The 19964-nt window shown below is 30.3% G+C and carries 12 protein-coding genes; all 12 read left to right on the top strand.

Annotated features, from left to right (window positions below):
- Positions 1–35 precede the first annotated feature (35 nt).
- Positions 36–998, top strand: coding sequence for a phosphorylcholine transferase LicD (locus IKS50_RS08725; RefSeq protein WP_292848553.1), 963 nt, complete (start codon positions 36–38; stop codon positions 996–998).
- A gap of 9 nt (positions 999–1007) precedes the next feature.
- Positions 1008–3203 carry a bifunctional glycosyltransferase family 2 protein/CDP-glycerol:glycerophosphate glycerophosphotransferase gene (locus IKS50_RS08720; RefSeq protein ID WP_292848550.1) on the top strand — a complete coding sequence of 732 codons (2196 nt, stop codon included), beginning with the start codon at positions 1008–1010 and terminating at the stop codon, positions 3201–3203.
- 3 nt (positions 3204–3206) lie between these two features.
- On the top strand, positions 3207–5138 hold the full coding sequence (locus IKS50_RS08715; protein WP_292848547.1) for a glycosyltransferase: 1932 nt from the start codon (positions 3207–3209) through the stop codon (positions 5136–5138).
- Positions 5139–5147: 9 nt separating this feature from the next.
- Positions 5148–6254 carry a glycosyltransferase family 2 protein gene (locus tag IKS50_RS08710; RefSeq protein ID WP_292848544.1) on the top strand — a complete coding sequence of 369 codons (1107 nt, stop codon included), beginning with the start codon at positions 5148–5150 and terminating at the stop codon, positions 6252–6254.
- Positions 6255–6404: 150 nt separating this feature from the next.
- Complete coding sequence (locus tag IKS50_RS08705; RefSeq protein ID WP_292848541.1) at positions 6405–7238, top strand: amino acid ABC transporter substrate-binding protein; 834 nt, start codon at positions 6405–6407, stop codon at positions 7236–7238.
- A 32-nt stretch (positions 7239–7270) separates the two neighbouring features.
- On the top strand, positions 7271–7921 hold the full coding sequence (locus IKS50_RS08700) for an amino acid ABC transporter permease (protein ID WP_292848537.1): 651 nt from the start codon (positions 7271–7273) through the stop codon (positions 7919–7921).
- Between the two features lie 8 nt (positions 7922–7929).
- Positions 7930–8613, top strand: coding sequence for an amino acid ABC transporter ATP-binding protein (locus IKS50_RS08695; RefSeq protein ID WP_292848534.1), 684 nt, complete (start codon positions 7930–7932; stop codon positions 8611–8613).
- Positions 8614–8861: 248 nt separating this feature from the next.
- Complete coding sequence (locus IKS50_RS08690) at positions 8862–9512, top strand: zinc ribbon domain-containing protein (RefSeq protein WP_292848531.1); 651 nt, start codon at positions 8862–8864, stop codon at positions 9510–9512.
- An 89-nt stretch (positions 9513–9601) separates the two neighbouring features.
- Positions 9602–10585 (top strand): acyltransferase family protein, encoded by a 984-nt coding sequence (locus IKS50_RS08685; RefSeq protein WP_292848528.1) that lies wholly within the window; start codon positions 9602–9604, stop codon positions 10583–10585.
- Between the two features lie 184 nt (positions 10586–10769).
- Positions 10770–14294 carry a bifunctional glycosyltransferase family 2 protein/CDP-glycerol:glycerophosphate glycerophosphotransferase gene (locus tag IKS50_RS08680; protein ID WP_292848525.1) on the top strand — a complete coding sequence of 1175 codons (3525 nt, stop codon included), beginning with the start codon at positions 10770–10772 and terminating at the stop codon, positions 14292–14294.
- Between the two features lie 13 nt (positions 14295–14307).
- The gene (locus IKS50_RS08675; protein ID WP_292848488.1) at positions 14308–16245 is read left to right on the top strand and encodes a glycosyltransferase family 2 protein; all 1938 of its coding nucleotides are present in this window, start codon (positions 14308–14310) and stop codon (positions 16243–16245) included.
- Between the two features lie 163 nt (positions 16246–16408).
- Positions 16409–19930, top strand: a complete 3522-nt coding sequence (locus IKS50_RS08670) for a bifunctional glycosyltransferase family 2 protein/CDP-glycerol:glycerophosphate glycerophosphotransferase (RefSeq protein ID WP_292848485.1) — start codon at positions 16409–16411, stop codon at positions 19928–19930.
- Positions 19931–19964 lie beyond the last annotated feature (34 nt).

Raw genomic sequence — 19964 nt, 5'->3', positions numbered from 1 at the left:
ATTAATAATAATAAAAATTTACATTGGTGTTTAGTTTGGTTAAAGATAAAATTAAAAGAAAAATATTCTCCTGGTTGGGAGTTTCAAAAGAAGATTTTGTAACCCGCAGGGAATTTGATAAAGTTGACCGATTAGTAAATACTCATCAGGATTATCTAAATAATATTTATGCTTTCCATAAACTCGAACCAAATGATTATTTAGCAGCTATGCAGGAATTATGTTATGAGTTCATGTTATTCTTTGATAATGTGTGTAAGAAGCATAATATTGAATATTGGATGGATTATGGAACATTGCTTGGATCATACCGCCATGAGGGACTAATCCCATGGGATGACGATTTGGATGTCGGCATGATGAGGGAAGATTACATTCGATTCATCGATGTGATTCAAGACGAACTTGATGCATGCGGTCTTGACCATGTCAAGGCGGATTTAAAAATCGATAAGCATAATCTCAAATCAGTAAGATGGTATCAGATTTCTTATTATTACCCTATTTTTAAAGGAAAATTCATAGGATTGGACATTTACCCTTATGAATATCTTAAGGATTATGACGGCCGTGACCTGGAAAACGATTACATGGTCTTTTCAAAGGAGTACTATCATAATCCGGATGACCATGATTTGGAAGAAACAGTATATGAATTTTATGAAAAATTCAACTGTACCCTTCAAAGGGATACACATATAATCCCTGGTGTTGAGGATTCAAGGAATAACTTGAGGAAATTTTCAGTTTATAAGTTTGATGTTGTAGAGACTGACCAGATATTCCCATTAATCAGATTGCCGTTCGGTCCGTATGAGTTCCTGGCTCCTAACGACACAAGACAATATCTGATTGATATTTACGGCAAACGTTACATGCAGATTCCTAAAAAGGTAAGGGACCATGGTAGGTTGAATAGATATCGAAGCGCTGAAAATATTATGGACATTCTAGAGGAATGTATTGGATTGCTTAAAAAAGCTAATGAGAGATATTAATTGATTCGCATGATATTCTTAAGTGTAATCATTCCATTTGATACCGTAGAAAGGTATTTGAAAGATTGTTTGGACAGCTTGTTCGAGCAAAATCTTGAAGATTGTGAGATAATCCTCATATTAAATGGAAATAAGGAGAATGTGGATGATTTGTTAAATCAGTATCCTGATTTAAACATCATAACAAAATCTTTTGACCAACGTTTGGGAGTAGCCCGCGCCAGAAATGAAGGGTTGAAAATAGCTACTGGAGAATATGTCTATTTCATTGATTCTGATGATTATTTATATAAGGATGCTTTAGTCAGATTAGTCGATGTTGCAAAGGAGACTCATGCCGATTTAATCAACGGAGAACGGATGGGAACAGCTTTCATCCGTGAAAGGTTTGAGGAAAGATTCACTAAAAAAAATAGGGATCCGATGAAAAAAGGCAAATTGTCCGATATGGAATTTGCAATGAAATTGCTTGTCGGTTCAAAAACCAACAAAAAAGAGGTTTTATCAGTTCTTCATTCATTGATTAAGAAAGAAAAAATCGCAGATACTCTATTTGATGAAAATGAGAAATTTTTCTCTGATTATTCGTTTATAACATCAATCTTTCCAAATTTGGACACTTTTGTCGGAGTTGAAAATGCGGTTTATGCTAAAAGAAATCGTGATGATCCAATAAATTTAACTTCACTTAATCAGGAAGACCATGGAGACCCATTTTTAAGTTATTCCAGTGCATATTATGATGTTTTAGAGGTTGTGAATGATTTAAATGATAAAAATCCGCAAGAAAAATATACTCTATTAAAGGATGAGATGGCTTATACCTTCTTTGATTATTATTACAAGGTGTTCGGTCCGAACTTTTTATATAGTGAAGATGACAATTGGCGGGGAATAGTTTTCAAGATAATGCAGAAAATATCCTATGAGTTTAATATGGATTATTTATCTTTTTTCCAGAAAAGGGAAATTAAAGCATTCCAAGAAAATGACATTAAGAAATTAACCAGATTCATCAAATTAAGAGTAAACTATAAAAAGACAATACGTGTTTTTAAAAGTAGATGGAGATTTAAAACATTCATTTACTTCAGATATTATAACAAAAAGCCGATTAATAGCAAACAGATAATGTTCATAAGCTTTTTAGGTAAGTTCTACTCTGACAGCCCTAAATATTTGTATGAATATCTGTATAATACTTATGGCGACCAATTTGATTATGTATGGGTAATAAATGATAGGAGTGTTGAGATACCGGGCAATCCTAAAAAGGTGAAAAGATTTTCATTGAAGTATTATAAGGAATTGGCAAAATCTCAATATTGGGTTATCAATGGCCGTCAGGCATCCAGGTTGCACAAAAGAGGCACCCAAAAGATAATCTCTACCTGGCATGGAACCCCACTTAAAAAAATCGGATTGGATATAGGCAATGTTCACACAAGGGACCCGAACATTAAGAAATCATACATTAAGGTGGCAAGGGAATGGGACTATCTCATATCTCCTAACAGGTATACAACTGATATTTTGCGCAGCTCATTTGGTTATGAGGGGGATATTCTTGAAACTGGTTATCCTCGTAATGATGTTTTATATAATGCTACTCCAGAACAGATTGATCAAATTAAAAGAGATTTAAATTTGCCTATGGATAAAAAAATAATATTATATGCTCCTACTTGGAGAGATGACGAGTATTTTGATGCGGGCAAAATGCATTTCAACTTGAATCTTGAATTGGATAAGTTGCAGGATGCGTTAAGTGATGAATATATTCTGCTTGTCAGAACCCATTATTTCGTTGCAGATAAACTTGATTTAAGTCCATATAAGGGATTCGCGTATGATGTATGCAGATATGACGATATTGCAGAGTTATATTTAATCAGCGATATCCTAATCACAGATTATTCAAGTGTGTTCTTTGACTTTGCAAATCTCAAAAGACCGATATTGTTCTACACTTACGATTTAGAAAAATATGAAAACGTTTTAAGAGGATTTTATATTGATATTCATTCAGAAGTACCGGGACCTTTGTTGAAAACTACTGAAGAGGTCATTGATGCAGTTATTAACATTGATGATTTAAATAAAGAATACTCTGATAAATATGATGAGTTTTATGAAAGGTTCTGCAGTATCGAGGATGGGAATGCTTCAAAAAGAATTGTTGAAGCTATTAAACGAGATGGGTGAAATATGGTTAGAATTTCTGTTATAATTCCAGTTTATAATGTTGAAGATTACTTGGAAGATACACTAAATTCACTTTTGAATCAAACCATGATCAGCGATATAGAAGTGATAATGGTTGATGACGGCTCAACAGATGATTCTAGGTATATTATTGATGAATATGCGAAAAATTTTGATAATTTCCATGCATACCATAAAAATAATGAAGGTCCAGGAATTGCAAGAAATTATGGTCTTGATTTTGCTAAAGGCGAATATGTCCATTTTATGGATGCAGATGATTACTTGCCGCCGAAGGCCTATGAAACGTTATATAATTTCAACCCAGATGCAGATTTCATCATAGGAAATCTATTAAAATTCGGTGAGTATAATATTTGGGAGAATGTATTGTTCAAACATGCTTACAAGGATTTTAATGCCAATATCGATTCGTTTAATTTTAAGGAATATCCGGAGATTCTATGGGATACGATTACCTGCAATAAGCTATATAAGAAATCGTTTTTGGATAAACATAATTTAAGGTTCATTAATAAAAACATTTATTATGAGGATGTTTTATTCTCGTTCCAGTCATATGTTCTCGCCGATTCTATTGCATTTTCAAGAAATATTTTTTATTTCTGGAGATCAAGATTAAATAAGTCATCAATAACTCAAAAGCCGGATGATGTGAAAAATTTCATAAGCAGATTGGAAATCCTAAGAATTTATGACCTGTTAATGAAAAAGTATGCATTGGATGAAACTTATTCAGATATCATCTATGATAAATGGTTAAAGCATGATTTAAGGTCATCCCTTGAAAAAATCGGAAATTATCCTGGCAAATACTATATTGATTTAATCATGGGGACAAATTATATATTAAAAATCATTCCAAACCATTTAAGAGAAGATTTGAATGTTTATCTAAAAATTCTCTATAAGATGGTTGAAAATAATGACCTAAAATCATTATTATATTTTGCACATTTAGAAGATTCAATCAAGCAGAATCCTGAAATGCCTCTGCTGCTCGATGAAGAGTATTTGAAACTCATTGATATCAACTGCAATGGTGAAAAACAAGAATTCATCGCTCGTGTGATTGATGTTTTCAATGATAACGAGAACTTATATTTGGAATTTGATTATAACATTGATTTCATTTCAAATAAATGCCCTTGTGAAATGGAGGCATATTTAGTTTACGGAAATAAGCAATTTCCTATTAAATTATTTAATAACAATACTATTATTCTTTCCCTTGACCTAATTAAAGGTTTGAATCATCTTAAAATAAGATTAGATTATAAATCGCCGTCATTTGCTAAATCATCTCTTTTGAAAAACTATCAGAGAAAATCAATTAAATACGCTAATTTTGACATAGATCTGGGAATAGGCATAAACAATATTTTATATTTGGATGTTAACAGAAAAACCGAGAATAATGTATTGGTTAAAGATGTGGTCTTTGATGAAGGAAACTTCATACTCAGATGCGAATCCATTGGCGAAGTAAAAGGCATGATTCTGACTAATTTTGTAACATATAAACATCTGAAGTGTCCTGTAATCTACAGTAATAATTCTAATGATTTTGTTTTCATTATTCCATTTGATGAATTGAAGAATGTTGTTGTTAAAAAGTGGGAGTTGAACTGCCCGCAATCCCTAAACTCAATTAGTATAAAAAAGAAATTTAAATTTATTTATCATAATTATGAGATATCCTTTAAAAATAAACGAAACAAAATATATGTTTCAGTAGATATACTAAATTCTAAAAAGCAAATGGAAGAGATTTTAGCTAAAAATGAGGAATTAATCAATGAGAATAATAAATTAAAGAATAAAAATGAAAAATTGCTCAAAACAGTTGATGAATTTAAATCTAGAAGGGCAGTTAAATTAATTGATAATGTAAAAAATATTTTTAGAAGATGAGGTGTGCTTTTGACAAAAATTTCGGTTATTGTCCCTATTTTCAACACTGAAAAGTATTTGTCCGAATGTCTGAATAGTATTTTGAATCAACCTTTTGACGATATTGAAATAATTTGTATAAATGACGGATCAACTGATAACTCATTGGACATATTGAATGATTTCAAATCAAAAAACGATTGTATCAAGATCATTAATCAGGAAAATAGGGGATTGTCCGCATCACGTAATGTTGGAATCGAAAATGCCAAAGGGGAATATATACTTTTCATTGATTCCGATGATTATTTTGAGGACAATGTGTTTGAAAAACTCATTAACATTGCCGAATCCAAGTCTTTGGATTTAGTGATATTTAAATTGATTGATTTTGATGACATTACCAGGGAAAAGTCAAGATATTCATATTTTGATTTGGAGCTTTTAAAGAAAACTGTGGGGGATAAGGTTTTTTCATATGAAGATGTTAAGGATATCTTATTTAGAATACCTGTAACCGCTCCGGGCAAATTATTCAAACGTGAATTAATTTCTGATTTGAGGTTTCAGGAGGACCTGATTTTTGAGGACAATCCATTTTTCTTTGAATTGTTCTTCAATACAAAAAGAGCTTGCGTATTTGATGAATACTTATATTGTAGGCGTATTAGAAATGACTCAATAATATCTTCTAATTTTGAAAAATTCAGCGACGTGATAGTTGTTTATAATATTATCCTGCAAATAATTAAAAAATATGGCAAATACGAGGAACAGAAAGGCAAACTGTTCCACAGACAATGCAGGGACATCTTTTTAAGATTTTCGCAGGTGCCAGAAGAGTATAAAGCTGATTTTTTCTCAAAAATCAAAGAGGATTTTCTAGCCAAAAAGGAATTTTATGAAGATGATGGAACTCTTGAGATTGCCAGTAAAAGAAGCCGAGAAATTTTCGATAGGGCAATTGAATCAGAAACTGCCAAGGAATTTGAATTGTCTATTGAAGTGTTTGACTTAAATAAAGAGGTTTCCAAACTCAAAAAGCAGAATAAGAAATATGACAAAAAAATCAAAGAGCTAAATTCAAAACCTAAAAGGTCTTTAAAAAATCTTTTTAAACATAATAAGAGAATATAGATTTTTTTTTAAAATTAAAACTTTTTCAAAAAACAGTAATTGATTATAAAAATTTCTGAACAAAAGAAAATATTTTAATATATTGAAAAATATAACAATTATTAGTAGATTAAATCTACGGTATAGTTATAACTATTTTGGTGTTTTAAAATGAATAAAAAGATAGGTATTATATTTGCTTTAGTATTAGTAGCTTTCTTAGTTATGGGTACTGCAAGCGCTGGTTTATTTGACTTTTTAGGCGGAGATGACGCTGGAGATAATGCTACAAATGATGAAGACACTTTCATCGTAGGATTTGACGCTGAATTCCCACCTTACGGATATAAAGACGACAGTGGAAACTATGTTGGTTTCGACTTAGATTTAGCAAAAGAAGTTTGTGAAAGAAACAATTGGACATTTAAAGCACAACCAATCGATTGGGATGCAAAAGACGCTGAACTTGACTCTGGTTCTATTGACTGTATTTGGAACGGTTTCACTATCAACGGTAGGGAAAACGACTACACCTGGTCCGAACCATATATTGACAACAAACAAGTAGTTGTTGTAAGAGGTGACTCAGGAATTGCTAACTTAGATGGTCTTGAAGGTAAAATCGTAGAAACACAAAAAGACTCATCCGCATTAGCAGCTCTTCAAGGGGACAACAAAACCTTAGCAGACACTTTTGCAGAATTAACCGAAGTTGCTGACTATAACACTGCATTCATGGATTTAGAATCCGGTGCATGTGACGCAGTAGCTATCGATGTAGGTGTAGCTTTACACCAATTAGCAAATAAAGAAAACGGTACCTTCGTTGTATTGCCGGACATTATTTCCTCAGAACAATACGGTGTAGGATTCAAACAAGGAAACACTGAATTAAGAGACCAAGTACAAGAAACATTAGATGAAATGTTCGAAGACGGAACCGTTGCTAAAATCGCAATGAACTATTCCGACAGTGGTGTACCAGGTTCTTTAATCCAAAAATAAACAATTTTAGTTAATGATGGGAGAATTGATTAATGATATTGAGTAATGTGATATCACAATTGCTTGGAGGTATGGTTACCTCTGTTGAGATATTCTTACTTACTTTATTATTCTCTCTTCCTCTAGGTTTAGCTATTGCTGGAGGAAGGATGAGTAGTATTGCGCCATTAAGATGGCTTATGAAGATTTATATCTCAATTATGAGGGGTACTCCGTTGATGTTGCAGTTAATCGTAGTATTCTTTGCTCCATACTATGTGTTTGGTATAAGTTTATCTGCTGATTATAGGTTTATTGCTGTTATCATTGCATTCACTATGAATTATGCAGCCTATTTTGCTGAAATTTATAGGGGAGGGATTGAATCTATCAACAGCGGCCAATATGAAGCGGCACAGGTACTCGGTTATTCCAGACTGGAAACATTCTTTATAATCATTCTGCCTCAAGTATTTAAGATAATTCTTCCTTCTGTAACTAATGAAGTAATTACACTTGTAAAAGATACTTCCCTATCTTTCGTTATTGCAATTCCGGAAATGTTTACTGTAGCCAAACAGATTGCAGCAGCTGATGCTTCAATTGCAGCATTGCTTGTAGCTGGTGTTTTCTATTATGTCTTCAACATACTAGTTGCATTTGTAATGGAACGCTTAGAAAACAGATTAGATTATTATGAATAGGTGACAATATGAGTTTGCTTGAAGTTAAAAATCTTAAGAAAAGTTTTGGCGATAATGTGGTCTTGAAGGACATTTCTCTAAGTGTTGAAAAAGGTGAAGTTTTAGCTATTATTGGGCCGTCAGGTTCCGGTAAATCAACATTGCTTAGATGCATAACAGATTTGGAAACCGAAGATAGTGGAGAAATTAATTTCGATGGAACATTTGGTTTGGTATTCCAAAACTTCAATCTGTTCCCACATCACTCCGTGATGAAAAACATTACCAATGCACCTTTACGTGTTCAAAAGAGAAAAAAAGAGGAAGTCTTTGAACATGCAAGGGATCTGCTTAAGAAAATGGGCTTGGAAGAAAAGGAAAACGCTTATCCATGTGAACTGTCTGGTGGTCAGCAGCAACGTGTGTCAATTGCACGTGCGCTTGCGATGAATCCGGACATACTGTTCTTTGATGAACCGACATCCGCGCTTGACCCTGAATTGACTGGTGAGATTCTAACTGTCATACGTGACCTTGCAGCTGAACATATGACAATGGTAATTGTTACCCACGAAATGGCCTTTGCACGTAATGTGGCCGATAAAATCATCTTTATGGATGAAGGCGTTATTGTAGAGGAAGGCACTCCGGAAGAAGTATTTTCATCTGAAAACCAAAGGATGAAAGATTTCTTAGGCAAATTCTATGATTAAATTTAAAATTTAATCTATTTTTCACATTTTCAATGACCTATGAATTATTTATTTTATCTTAAATTAAATTGCCATTACATTTTTTAATTTCATTTTAATCAATCGCATTTGCGATAATCCTGGTGCAATTCTATTTTTTTAAATTTTGTAGTCATGTTATCAACATCAGTTGGGCCAAATAGATAATTTTATAAAATATTGTATACAAATTATGATTAAAGAAAAATTGTTTTTGAGGTGAATAGTTAATGCGTTGTCCGAATTGTGATAGTGAAAACAGTGATTCAGCAAAATTCTGTAAGAAATGCGGATCACCTTTAAGTAAAAAGGCTGTCAATCATGAAAAAATGATTAATTCAATGAGCAATAACTCAAGTAGTGACGATACAACCAAATACATCATAATTACCTTGGCGATTATTGCGGTTGTACTTGCAGGGGCTTTTGTTTATATTTATGGATTCGGATCAAATCAAAGTAATGATTCACAACCGCAACAGGTCAATCAGGATGATGATGCTGTAGAGGCTGATAGCTCTGATACTGCTCAAGCTGTACCAAGCGAACCGGATACTTCTTCAATTTCCATTTTGGGAGGAAGTTTCTCAACGGGCAGTGCAGAAGAGGATAAAACATATGCACGTATTAATGTAGGTACTGAACATGCTGGTGAGGATGTTATTGTCCAAATTTTCTATTCCAGAGACGGCAATGCATTGAACCACGGTAATATGGTTCCCGCTACTGTTCATTCAGATGGTTATCTTGAAATAGCCAGTGCAGATGCATATCATTATTATCCGGATTATGCAACTATTAAGATATATGATTCAAACAGCAATCTTATAACTACAAAAAGTGTAAGTTTAAGTCCTCAATCAGGTACTCAAACATTTTAGTTTGAGTATTTTTCTTTTTTTTAATATTCAACAAATATAAAATATATATTACATGAATGACATAGTAAATCATAATTTTGGTGATTTTGGTGAATGCGGTTAAATCTGGCAGAATTAATAAGTTTGATAATCTTAAGGGTCTCGCAATATTTCTGATGGTTTTGGGCCATCTGACATTATTTAGGGGCAATGATTTCATTGGTTTTGTCAGAAATTTTGTTTTTCTTTTCCATCTGCCAGTATTCTTCTTTGTAGCGGGCTATTTTTCAAAAGTTGGTCCTGATGAACCAATTAAAGCGTTTAAAAGATTATTTATACCATATATAGTCTTTTGTGTAATCTGGGAAATATTCAATGTATACTGTTTAGGGGAGCATCCTAATTCGATTTTATTCATACATCCAGGCTATATGCTATGGTTCTTGATGAGCTTGTTCTTCATGAAGATGGCGGTGCCGATTATTGACAGGCTTAAATACCCGATTATACTTGCAGTCATCGGATCATTGCTAATAGGTTTTATAGACTCAAACATATTGGGAATTTCACGTACCTTCTGTTACCTGCCGATTTTCATTCTCGGATTTAAATATAAGGATTACCGGGAAAGGTTCATTGATAAATTCCCGATAGTTGAAGATGATTCTTTTGCAATAACCATTGCAGTTATAACCCTTATCATATCAGTGGTTTTGGCATTGAATTTTAATCATGACATAATATCCATGAAGCATATGTACGGTGATGAGTATCTTATGGAAATGATCTGCAGGGCAATGGTCATATTTGTGTCTGCGGTGAATGTCGTTGTCTTGACAAGATTCATGACCAATCGTGAAATCATCTTAACCCAAATGGGTCTGAACTCACTTACTGTTTATCTGCTTCACCCGTATGCTATTAAAATCGCTAAGGCACTGGCTGAACCATACTTAAAGAATCATATAAAAATAACAATAGCATTTATCTTTATTGGAGCATTTGCAATAACCTACTTATTATCTAGAAATATCTTTACTAAGGCTTTAAATAAGTTGTTGGATTTGGTCTATAAGGTTTTATGTATTGAATAGTGTTTTGAAAAGATACTTTATTTTAAAGAAATGAATAAATATCTTGGAATTTAATGCAAAAACATTAAAATTTTAAATAAATTCAAATAACTATGTATTTTCTTAATTTTAAGCATTTACCGATAATATAAATATTATTAAATATTAATATTAATATAGTATTATAAGTTAAATGTGGAATATTATGAAAACAAGAGTAAGTGTAATTATACCTATTTATAATGTGCAAAATTTCTTAAAAGAATCTTTAGATTCTATTTTAGCACAAACCATAATAAATTTAGAATTAACAGAGGGTTATGAAAGGAATCTTCAGATAATTTTAATTGATGATGGGTCTACAGATAATAGTAGCGAAATAGCTAAAACATATGTTAATGAATTTGAAAATATTGAGTACCATTATTATGAGGAATCTCACGGCCCGGGATATGCTAGAAATTTTGGGTATCAATTTGCTGAAGGAGATTACATAATTTTTGCTGATTCTGATGATATTGTCAGACCCCACGCTTATGAAAGGATGTATAAATCTGCAATAGAAAATGGTACGGATATGGTTATTGGTGCTGTTTTACGTTTCAATTCAAAGAATTATTGGAGGTCATATATTCATAGTGTGGCTTTTTCGGGGGAATATGAACTTACTCATATTACTGAAAGTCCGGAGCTCATTTACGATACAACTGTTTGGAATAAATTAATTAAAAGGAGTTTCTGGGAAAAATATGATTTTAAATTTCTAGAAGGCGTTCTCTATGAGGATATACCTATCACATTCTTCTTACATTATTATGCTAATAAAATTTCAATTATTAATGAAACTTGCTATTTATGGAGAGTAAGAGATGGAACTAATCTGTCCATTACCCAAAAGATTAGCAAAATTCAAAATTTAAAAGATAGACTCAATATAATGGGTATTGTCGATGATTTTTTCAAAGAAAATGTTACTCAAGCAAATTTGATACATGAAAAAATTATCAAATGGCTTAGCGTCGATTTAATGATTTTTATTCAGAACTATAAAACTTTATCCGAAGAGGAGATAATAGAGTGCAGTGACTTGATTAAGGATTATATCACAAAAAATATCGATTTAGAGGATTTAAGTTATTTAAATGAAATTGATCAACTAAAATATGAATATTTATTGGATAATAAAATTGATCAATTAGTTAATTTGGTTAATTTTGAGTGGTTTGATTTAAAATCAACAAAAGGATATTATGAGAATTCACATTTGATGATTGATGTGGATGAAGAAATATTTGGGTGTTCTTCTTTCTGTATAGATAAATATATTAGAAAAATTGATAACTTTTGGAATAGGGCTACTAACGTTGCATTGAAAAAAAATAAAATTTTAATTGAAGGTTTTACAGTCATTCCAGGATTAAAAGATGAAAATTTTGAAGATAGAAAGTATTCCTTCTTTTTGGTTAATAGTGAAACTCATAAAAGAGTTCCGCTTAAATTCAAAAATTCTAAAGCGCCGGATGTGGCCAATTATAAGCATATATATGGAAATGATATTTCCTATGAATCTTCAGGTTATACTCTCACCATCCCTTTTTCTAGACTTATAAATAACGAGGATTTCATGGGAGAGAATAGGGTCGAGGTTATTTTTAGACAAAAGGATGTGCTTTATAAATATTTTGTAACTCCAAAATATGTTAATTTGGAAAATAAGAAATTGAAATCTAGAATATATAAGAATCATTATTTTGCTCTTGATTATGATGTAAATAAAGAACTAATTTTAAGGATTGCCCCAGTAGATTATTGTTATGAAAAAGTTGAAATTGAAAATAATCAGTTATCTATCTATAGTCCGAATTATAACGGGGATATGTTTTTATTTTATGAAAAAAATCCGATAAATGATGAGTATAAAATTCCATTGGAATATGATGATGCAAAGCACTGTTATTTAATTGATGTTACTAAAATTTCTAAAGATATGGGTCAAATTAGATATGGAAATGGTAACCCTATTCTATCTAAAAGAAAAAAACAGTTATATCTTCATTCTGATAAAGGACAAATTATTATCAATATGTTACGGGATTACCATTTTGATATTTGCAGGCGTGATGATATCTCATTAGTTTCAAATATTTCAGAGAATGCAGGGAATATCAGTATTGATGTTAAGTTATATTCTGTAAATGATATATCTAAATTGAAATCTGCAAATCTTTTTATTCAGGACAATAAAAATTATAAAGATGCATTTTTCTCAAAAGGAATATTATCAGAAAATAATAAGAAAATAACTTTTAAGTTTAATCTTAATAATGAATCGCTTTTGAAAAATATTTATGGAGGATATCATGATTTTAAAGTAGTTTATGAGTTGGAAAACTCAATTTTTTCAACACCATTATATTTATTCAATCCGTATAATTATCATCATGCTAAAGGATTATTTAAATATAAAATTTACCGCGCCGCTAAAGGTAATTTAAGGATTAAATCTAGTAAAGAATGGGCAAAACATGAAGATACAGCTAAAAAACGTCTTGATTCATTAAATAAATATAAATTGTTCCGTCGTTTACCAATTAATAAAAAACGGGTAATGTTTGAATCATTGTGGGGAAAAGATTATAATTGTAATCCAAGATATTTCTATGAGTATATTAATGAAAATTATCCTGATTACGAATGTATATGGTCACTTGATGACGAGCATATACGAATTGAAGGAAATGCGAAACGAGTAAGGAAATTCTCTTTGAAATATTATTATTATTTAGCAACTTCTAAATATCTAATGGATAATGTTAATTTTGAAGATGAATATATAAAAAGAGATGAACAAGTTTATATTCAAACAATGCATGGAACTCCTTTAAAGACTTTCGGATTAGATATTCCTACTGAATTTACAACAAATGAAGGTAGAAAAAATTTCATAGATAGATGTGCGCGTTGGGATTATCTTTTGGTGCAAAGTGATTATGCAGCTGATTTAAGTAAAAGATGTTTCTTATATGAGGGCAATTTATTAAAAGCGGGTTATCCAAGAACGGACATATTATATTCAAGAAATAATGAAAAATCAATTAATGAATTAAAAGAGAGATTAGGCCTTCCATTAAATAAAAAAGTCATTCTATATGCTCCTACATGGCGTTTAAGAGATAAATTTGATTTAGCAATTGATTTAGGTTCATTTAAAAAAAATTTATCTGATGATTATGTGTTAATTTTAAGAACACACCATTTTGCAGGCAGCGGCTCTGATCAATTTGAAAACGATGAGTTTGTTTATGATTTTTCAGAATATAATTCTATGGAAGAGTTATATTTAATTTCAGATATATTAATATCCGATTACTCTTCTGCAATGTTTGATTATGCGATTTTGGATAGGCCGATAATCTTGTTTGCATATGATTTAGAAGATTATACTAAAAATATTCGTGGAATTTATTTAGATCTTGAAGAGATTAAACCTGGTCCAATCGTATATACCTCTAAAGATTTGGAAAATACAATAATTAATATTAATCAAATCGATGAGAAATATAAACCATTTAGAAGGGAATTTAAAGAAAGATTTAACCAATATGAAAGTGAAAATTCATCAGAACAAATTTTTAATGTAATGACTAAGGATCAAAAAACTAATGAGATTATTAATAAATTAAAAGATATTTATTCAAAAATAGCTTATTGGATAATTAAATCAGTATAAATATGTTGATATTATGAGTAACCCGAAAATTTCTGTTATTGTACCAGTTTATAATGTTGAAACTTATCTTGAAGATGCATTAGATAGTATTGTCAATCAAACATTTTTAGAATATATTGAGGTTTTAATGATTGATGATGGGTCTACTGATAATTCTAGATATATTATTGAAAAATATGCGTTAGATTATGAAAATTTTTATTCATTCCATAAAGAGAATGAAGGTTTATCAGTTACTAGAAATTATGGGTTAAATTATGCTAAAGGAGACTATATCTATTTTATGGATTCAGATGATTATTTAATCCATGATGCATTGGAAAAAATGTATCAAATTGCATCAATGTATGATAATGATGTTGTAACTGCAAATTTCTTCCGATATAATGAAAATAAACCTTGGGCTCATGTTATTAGCGATTATGTTTTCAATAGTTTGGAAGAAAACTTATATAATGTTACATTAAATGATTATTCTAATTTAATTTGGGATATGCCGGTTTGGAATAAATTATATAAAAAAGAATTTTTAGATGAAAATAATCTTAATTTTTATGATGGAAGGGTAATTTTTGAAGATAATATTTTTTCCACTGAAGTATATATTAAAGCAAAATCAGTGTCAGTTTTAAAGGATGGAGTTTATTGTTGGAGAATGGGTGCTCCAAATACTTCCATTTCCCAATCTCATGATATCAATCGTGGAGAAGAATTATATAAAATGGCCGTAATGGTAAAAAATTTATTAAATGACAATATAGAAAGTAAGGAAATTTTAAGTAAAAAATATTTAAAATGGTTAACATTGGATATTCCATTTTATATGAGCAGAATAAAAAGTTATTCTAAGGATGAGCATATTTATATTTTTGAAGGTGCAAATAAATTAGTTAATCTAGTTCCAGAGGAATTTTTCAATGATTTAAATAATTATTATAAAGTATTTTATAAAATGTTAAAAAATAAGGATTGGGATGATTTATCAGAGTTAATCTCCAAGGATTTAGAAAAAAATCCCGATATACCTCTTAATATTGATGAAAAATACATTGAAATGTTTGATTTTGAAGAAGATGCAGAAAATGGAAAATTGAAATCTTATGCATTAAAAATTACTTCAGATAATGAAGATATAAAAATTAATTTTCAGAATAATATTCCATTTTTACAAAAGATTAAAAATAATAAACTTAAATTCATAATTAAAAACCCAAAAGTAAGTGATATTGTTATATTTAAAGAGTTTTTTAAGAAAAATCAATTAGTTTTCCCGATTGATTTCCTAAATATTGGCGAAAACTTAATTATGACACAATATGGGAATAATTCTAAACAACAATCTTTAATGGAAACGGATTTGCATAAAACTTTAATTTTTGAAGATTATTTTATTGATGTTTCCCGTGACAAAAGAGGATTTTTAAGATTAAATAAAAAAAGAAGAAAGAAAATTGATTTTCTTATTGAAGACATAAAATTTTCTGGGGATAAATTTCAATTTACCGGACACTCCGGTGTCAAATTTGAAAAAATCTTATTAAAGGATTATTTTAACTTTAATACTTTTGAATATCCAATTACATATAACAAAGATCATTTTTGCATTGAAATAAATTATGAGGATTTTCTTAAAGCTCCTTTGAAGAATTGGGAATTGGATTTAATAGGAGACTACAATAAGATTTCTGTTTCAAAGTCTTTTAAGCAACTTAACAAAAGTTATGATATTAGAATCAAGAATTCTAAAAATAAGGTAAGAATTAAATTTCAACCTTATACTCCTGTTGAAAAAATTAATGAACTGAATACTGAAGTTAAAACATTAAAGAAAAAAAATAAATCTCTAACTAAGAAAAATAAACGCCTTAAGTCTAAATCCAATATAAATATTAAATTTTCAGATAAAACAAAAAATTTTTTTAAAAAAATAGTTAAAAAAATCAAATCTTAGGCACACTTGAAGTAATTATATTTAAAGTTAATAATTCCTCTTGATTTAAATTATTATATTTTTTAATCATTTTAATTATTTACGAGACTGATTTTTCATAGTATATTAATTATAAATAGTATTATTGAAAAAAATATATTATAATAAATTAGTGAGTTATTAAATGAAAACTAGAGTTAGTGTTATAATACCTGTTTATAATGTACAGGAATTCTTGCATGAGTGTTTAGATTCTGTTGCAATGCAAACAATTAATAATCTGGAGTTGACTGATGGATATGAGAGAAACCTTCAGGTTTTATTAATTGATGATGGATCAACAGATGACAGCGCTTCAATTGCAAAGGAATATTCAAATAAATATGAAAATTTTGAGTACATCTATGAAGAAAACCAGGGATTGGGGCATGCCAGAAATTACGGGTGCGAATTTGCTGAAGGGGATTATATAATTTTCTTGGATTCAGATGATTTGGTCACTCCAAAAGCTTATGAAAGGATGTACAAATCAGCTGTAAAGAATAATGTCGATATGACAATAGGTAATGTAACAAGATTCAACTCTAAAAAATTCAAACGTATTAAAATCCATAAAACTGCATTTTCAGGATTCAAAGAAGTAACTCACATGACTGAATCACCGGAACTATTTTATGATACAACTGCATGGAATAAAATGATTAAACGCAGTTTTTGGGATAAGCATAATTTCAAGTTTCCGGAAGGTATTCTTTATGAGGATATTCCGGTGACCATGCCGATGCATTATTTGGCAAATAAGGTTTCCATAGTCTATGAAACTTGCTATTTATGGAGAATCCGAGAAGGAAAATCTAAATCTATCACCCAGACAACAGATCAATCTAAAAATTTATCCGATAGATTGACCGTTATGAGGATGGTTGATGATTTCTTTAAAAAAAATGTTTCTGAAAAGTATTTATTTGAAACTAAACTCACCAAATGGTTAGAAATAGATTTAAAGATGTACGTTGATAGTTTAAATAAATTATCCGAAGAGGAATCAAGGGATTACAGAAATTTATTAATTAATTACATCAAAGAAAATGACATTGATTTTAATAAGCTGGATTATCTAAATGAAATTGACAGATTGAAATATGAATATCTGCTGAATGATGAGTTTGATAAATTAGTTGACCTGATTAATTTTGAAAGGAAGGATTTAAAATTCACCAAAGTTTATTCGCAGAATAATCATTTGATGATTGATGTGGATGAAAAAATATTTAAGACATCTCCTTTCTGTATTGATAAGTATATTAAAAATGGTTATGAGGTTAAATTTATTCAGAAGGTGGCATTAAAGAAGAACAAACTAAGTGTTAGAGGCTTTTTCGTCATGCCAGGATTAAAGGATGATGACTTTGATGACAGGGAATATTCATTCTATTTATATAACAGCGAATCTCACGATAAAATACCATTGGAATTCACGAATGTAAAAACCGGCGATTTGTCTAAGTTTAATATAAAGTATGGGGATAATTTCTCATATGATTCAGCAGGTTTTGAAGTTCAGGTTCCTTATGATGAAATTATCGACAATCCTAATTTCATTGGAGAAAATAGGATTTTGGTAAACTTTAAACAGGATAGCATCGATTATAACTATTTCCTATGCCATCTTAAAAAGAATGTCAGGACAACAAGTTATTTAAAAGCCAGAATTTATGAGGATAATTACATATTCATCGACTATGACGAATATGATGAACTAATCTTGAATGTTAAGCCTATAAAGTACTGTTATGAAAATGTCATCATAGACGACGGTCAATTATGCATTCACAGTCCGATGTATAATGGGGATTTGTTTTTATGTTATGATGAGGACCTGATTAACGATGCAAGGAGAATACCTTTAAGTTATGATGATGAAAAGCAAATCTATTCAATATCTTTGGATAATTTTTCACCATCGTTGGGTCAGATTAGATATGAAGATGATGAGCCGATTGTATATAAGGAAAAAAAACAATTATATTTAACTTCCAAAGCCGGGCAATTGACCATCAACGCTTTAAGGGATTATCACTTTGATATTCAAAAATTCAATAATCTGTCTGTGATTTCAAAAATAGATGGCCATAATGAAATTATTAACATTGATGTTGATGTCCACACCAAAGATTTAAGCAATCTAAAATCTGCAGCGCTATATGTGTTGGATGAAATCAATTTTGAAGATATTCTATTGGCTGATGGAACTATAGTAAGTGACAATAAGGTCGAATTCAATTTTGACTTTTCAGATAAAAAGATTCTGGATAACCTTAGCCATGGAGTCTATGATTTATATATCAAATATGATTTTGATGGGGAAATTGTCAGAACACAGGCATTCCTGTCAGGTTTATTCTCACATACATACTCAGAAGAATTGTATGATTATAAATTATATAGAAGCGGTAAAAGCGTATTAAGAATTAAGTCCAATAGAAAATGGCCAAAGAATTTAAATACAAAGCTTAAACGAAAAGAACTGGTCAACACCAAATATAAAAAGTTTAGAAATTTACCAATTCATCCGAAACGCATAATGTTTGAATCATTGTGGTCAAAACAATTTAATTGTAACCCTAGATATTTCTATGAGTATATTAATGAAAATTATCCGGATTATGAATGTGTCTGGTCATTTGATGATGAGCATAAACACATTACCGGCGATGGAATTCGCGTTAGAAAGTACTCTTTAGAATATTACTTCTATCTGGCCACTTCTAAATATTTCATGGACAATGCCAATTTTGAAAATGACTTCATTAAAAGAGACGGTCAGGTTTATATACAAACCATGCATGGAACTCCTTTAAAATCATTTGGATTGGATATTCCAACAGAATTTGTAACTAAAAAAGAACAAGAGGAATTTGTTGAAAGATGTGCACGTTGGGATTATCTATTGGTTCAAAGCGATTACGTTTCAGGCCTTACCAAAAGATGCTTTGAATATAAAGGAAACATTCTAAAAGTCGGCTATCCTAGAAATGACATTCTATACTCAAAAGATAATGAAAAGGATATCAATGAATTAAAGCAAAAAATGAATCTGCCATTGGATAAAAAAGTAATCTTATATGCGCCAACATGGCGTTTAAGAAATGATTTTGACTTTATGATTGATTTAAAATCATTTAAGGAAAATTTATCTGATGAATATATCTTATTGTTGAGGATGCACCATTTTGCAGGAAAAGGTTTAACTGAACTTGAGGATAATGATTTCGTTTATGATTTCTCAAAATATGGATCAATGGAAGAATTATATTTGGTATCAGATATTCTCATAACAGATTACTCTTCTGCAATGTTTGATTATGCTATTTTGGACAGGCCGATAATTCTATTCACTTATGATATGGACGAATATGTTAATAGTATTCGCGGTATCTATTTTGATTTGGAAGAATATAACCCTGGTCCTATCGTATACACTTATGAAGAGCTAGAGGATACAATAATCAATATTGACAAAATCGATGAGGAATTTAAATCAGATAGGCGCAGATTCCAAGAAAAGTTCAATCAATATGAATGTGCGAATTCCTCCGAGAAAATTTTTAATGAAGCGTTTAAGAATAATGATGGAAATTATATTTTGGGATTATTTAATCAAATCGTGTTAAAATTGGCATGGTTTTTCATTAAATTTTTCTAGAAAATAATGATTCAAGTTCTCCATGAAAAAGATT

Source organism: Methanobrevibacter sp., from assembly GCF_017539065.1.
In the GTDB taxonomy this organism is placed as follows: domain Archaea; phylum Methanobacteriota; class Methanobacteria; order Methanobacteriales; family Methanobacteriaceae; genus Methanocatella.
This window is presented reverse-complemented; position numbering and strand designations above follow the sequence as displayed.

Excerpts from the sequence above, each read along its gene's own strand:
- IKS50_RS08720 (WP_292848550.1), top strand. The coding sequence starts at position 1,008 with ATGATATTCTTAAGTGTAATCATTCCATTTGATACCGTAGAAAGGTAT.
- IKS50_RS08715 (WP_292848547.1), top strand. The coding sequence starts at position 3,207 with ATGGTTAGAATTTCTGTTATAATTCCAGTTTATAATGTTGAAGATTAC.
- IKS50_RS08705 (WP_292848541.1), top strand. The coding sequence starts at position 6,405 with ATGAATAAAAAGATAGGTATTATATTTGCTTTAGTATTAGTAGCTTTC.
- IKS50_RS08700 (WP_292848537.1), top strand. The coding sequence starts at position 7,271 with ATGATATTGAGTAATGTGATATCACAATTGCTTGGAGGTATGGTTACC.
- IKS50_RS08695 (WP_292848534.1), top strand. The coding sequence starts at position 7,930 with ATGAGTTTGCTTGAAGTTAAAAATCTTAAGAAAAGTTTTGGCGATAAT.
- IKS50_RS08690 (WP_292848531.1), top strand. The coding sequence starts at position 8,862 with ATGCGTTGTCCGAATTGTGATAGTGAAAACAGTGATTCAGCAAAATTC.
- IKS50_RS08680 (WP_292848525.1), top strand. The coding sequence starts at position 10,770 with ATGAAAACAAGAGTAAGTGTAATTATACCTATTTATAATGTGCAAAAT.
- IKS50_RS08675 (WP_292848488.1), top strand. The coding sequence starts at position 14,308 with ATGAGTAACCCGAAAATTTCTGTTATTGTACCAGTTTATAATGTTGAA.
- IKS50_RS08670 (WP_292848485.1), top strand. The coding sequence starts at position 16,409 with ATGAAAACTAGAGTTAGTGTTATAATACCTGTTTATAATGTACAGGAA.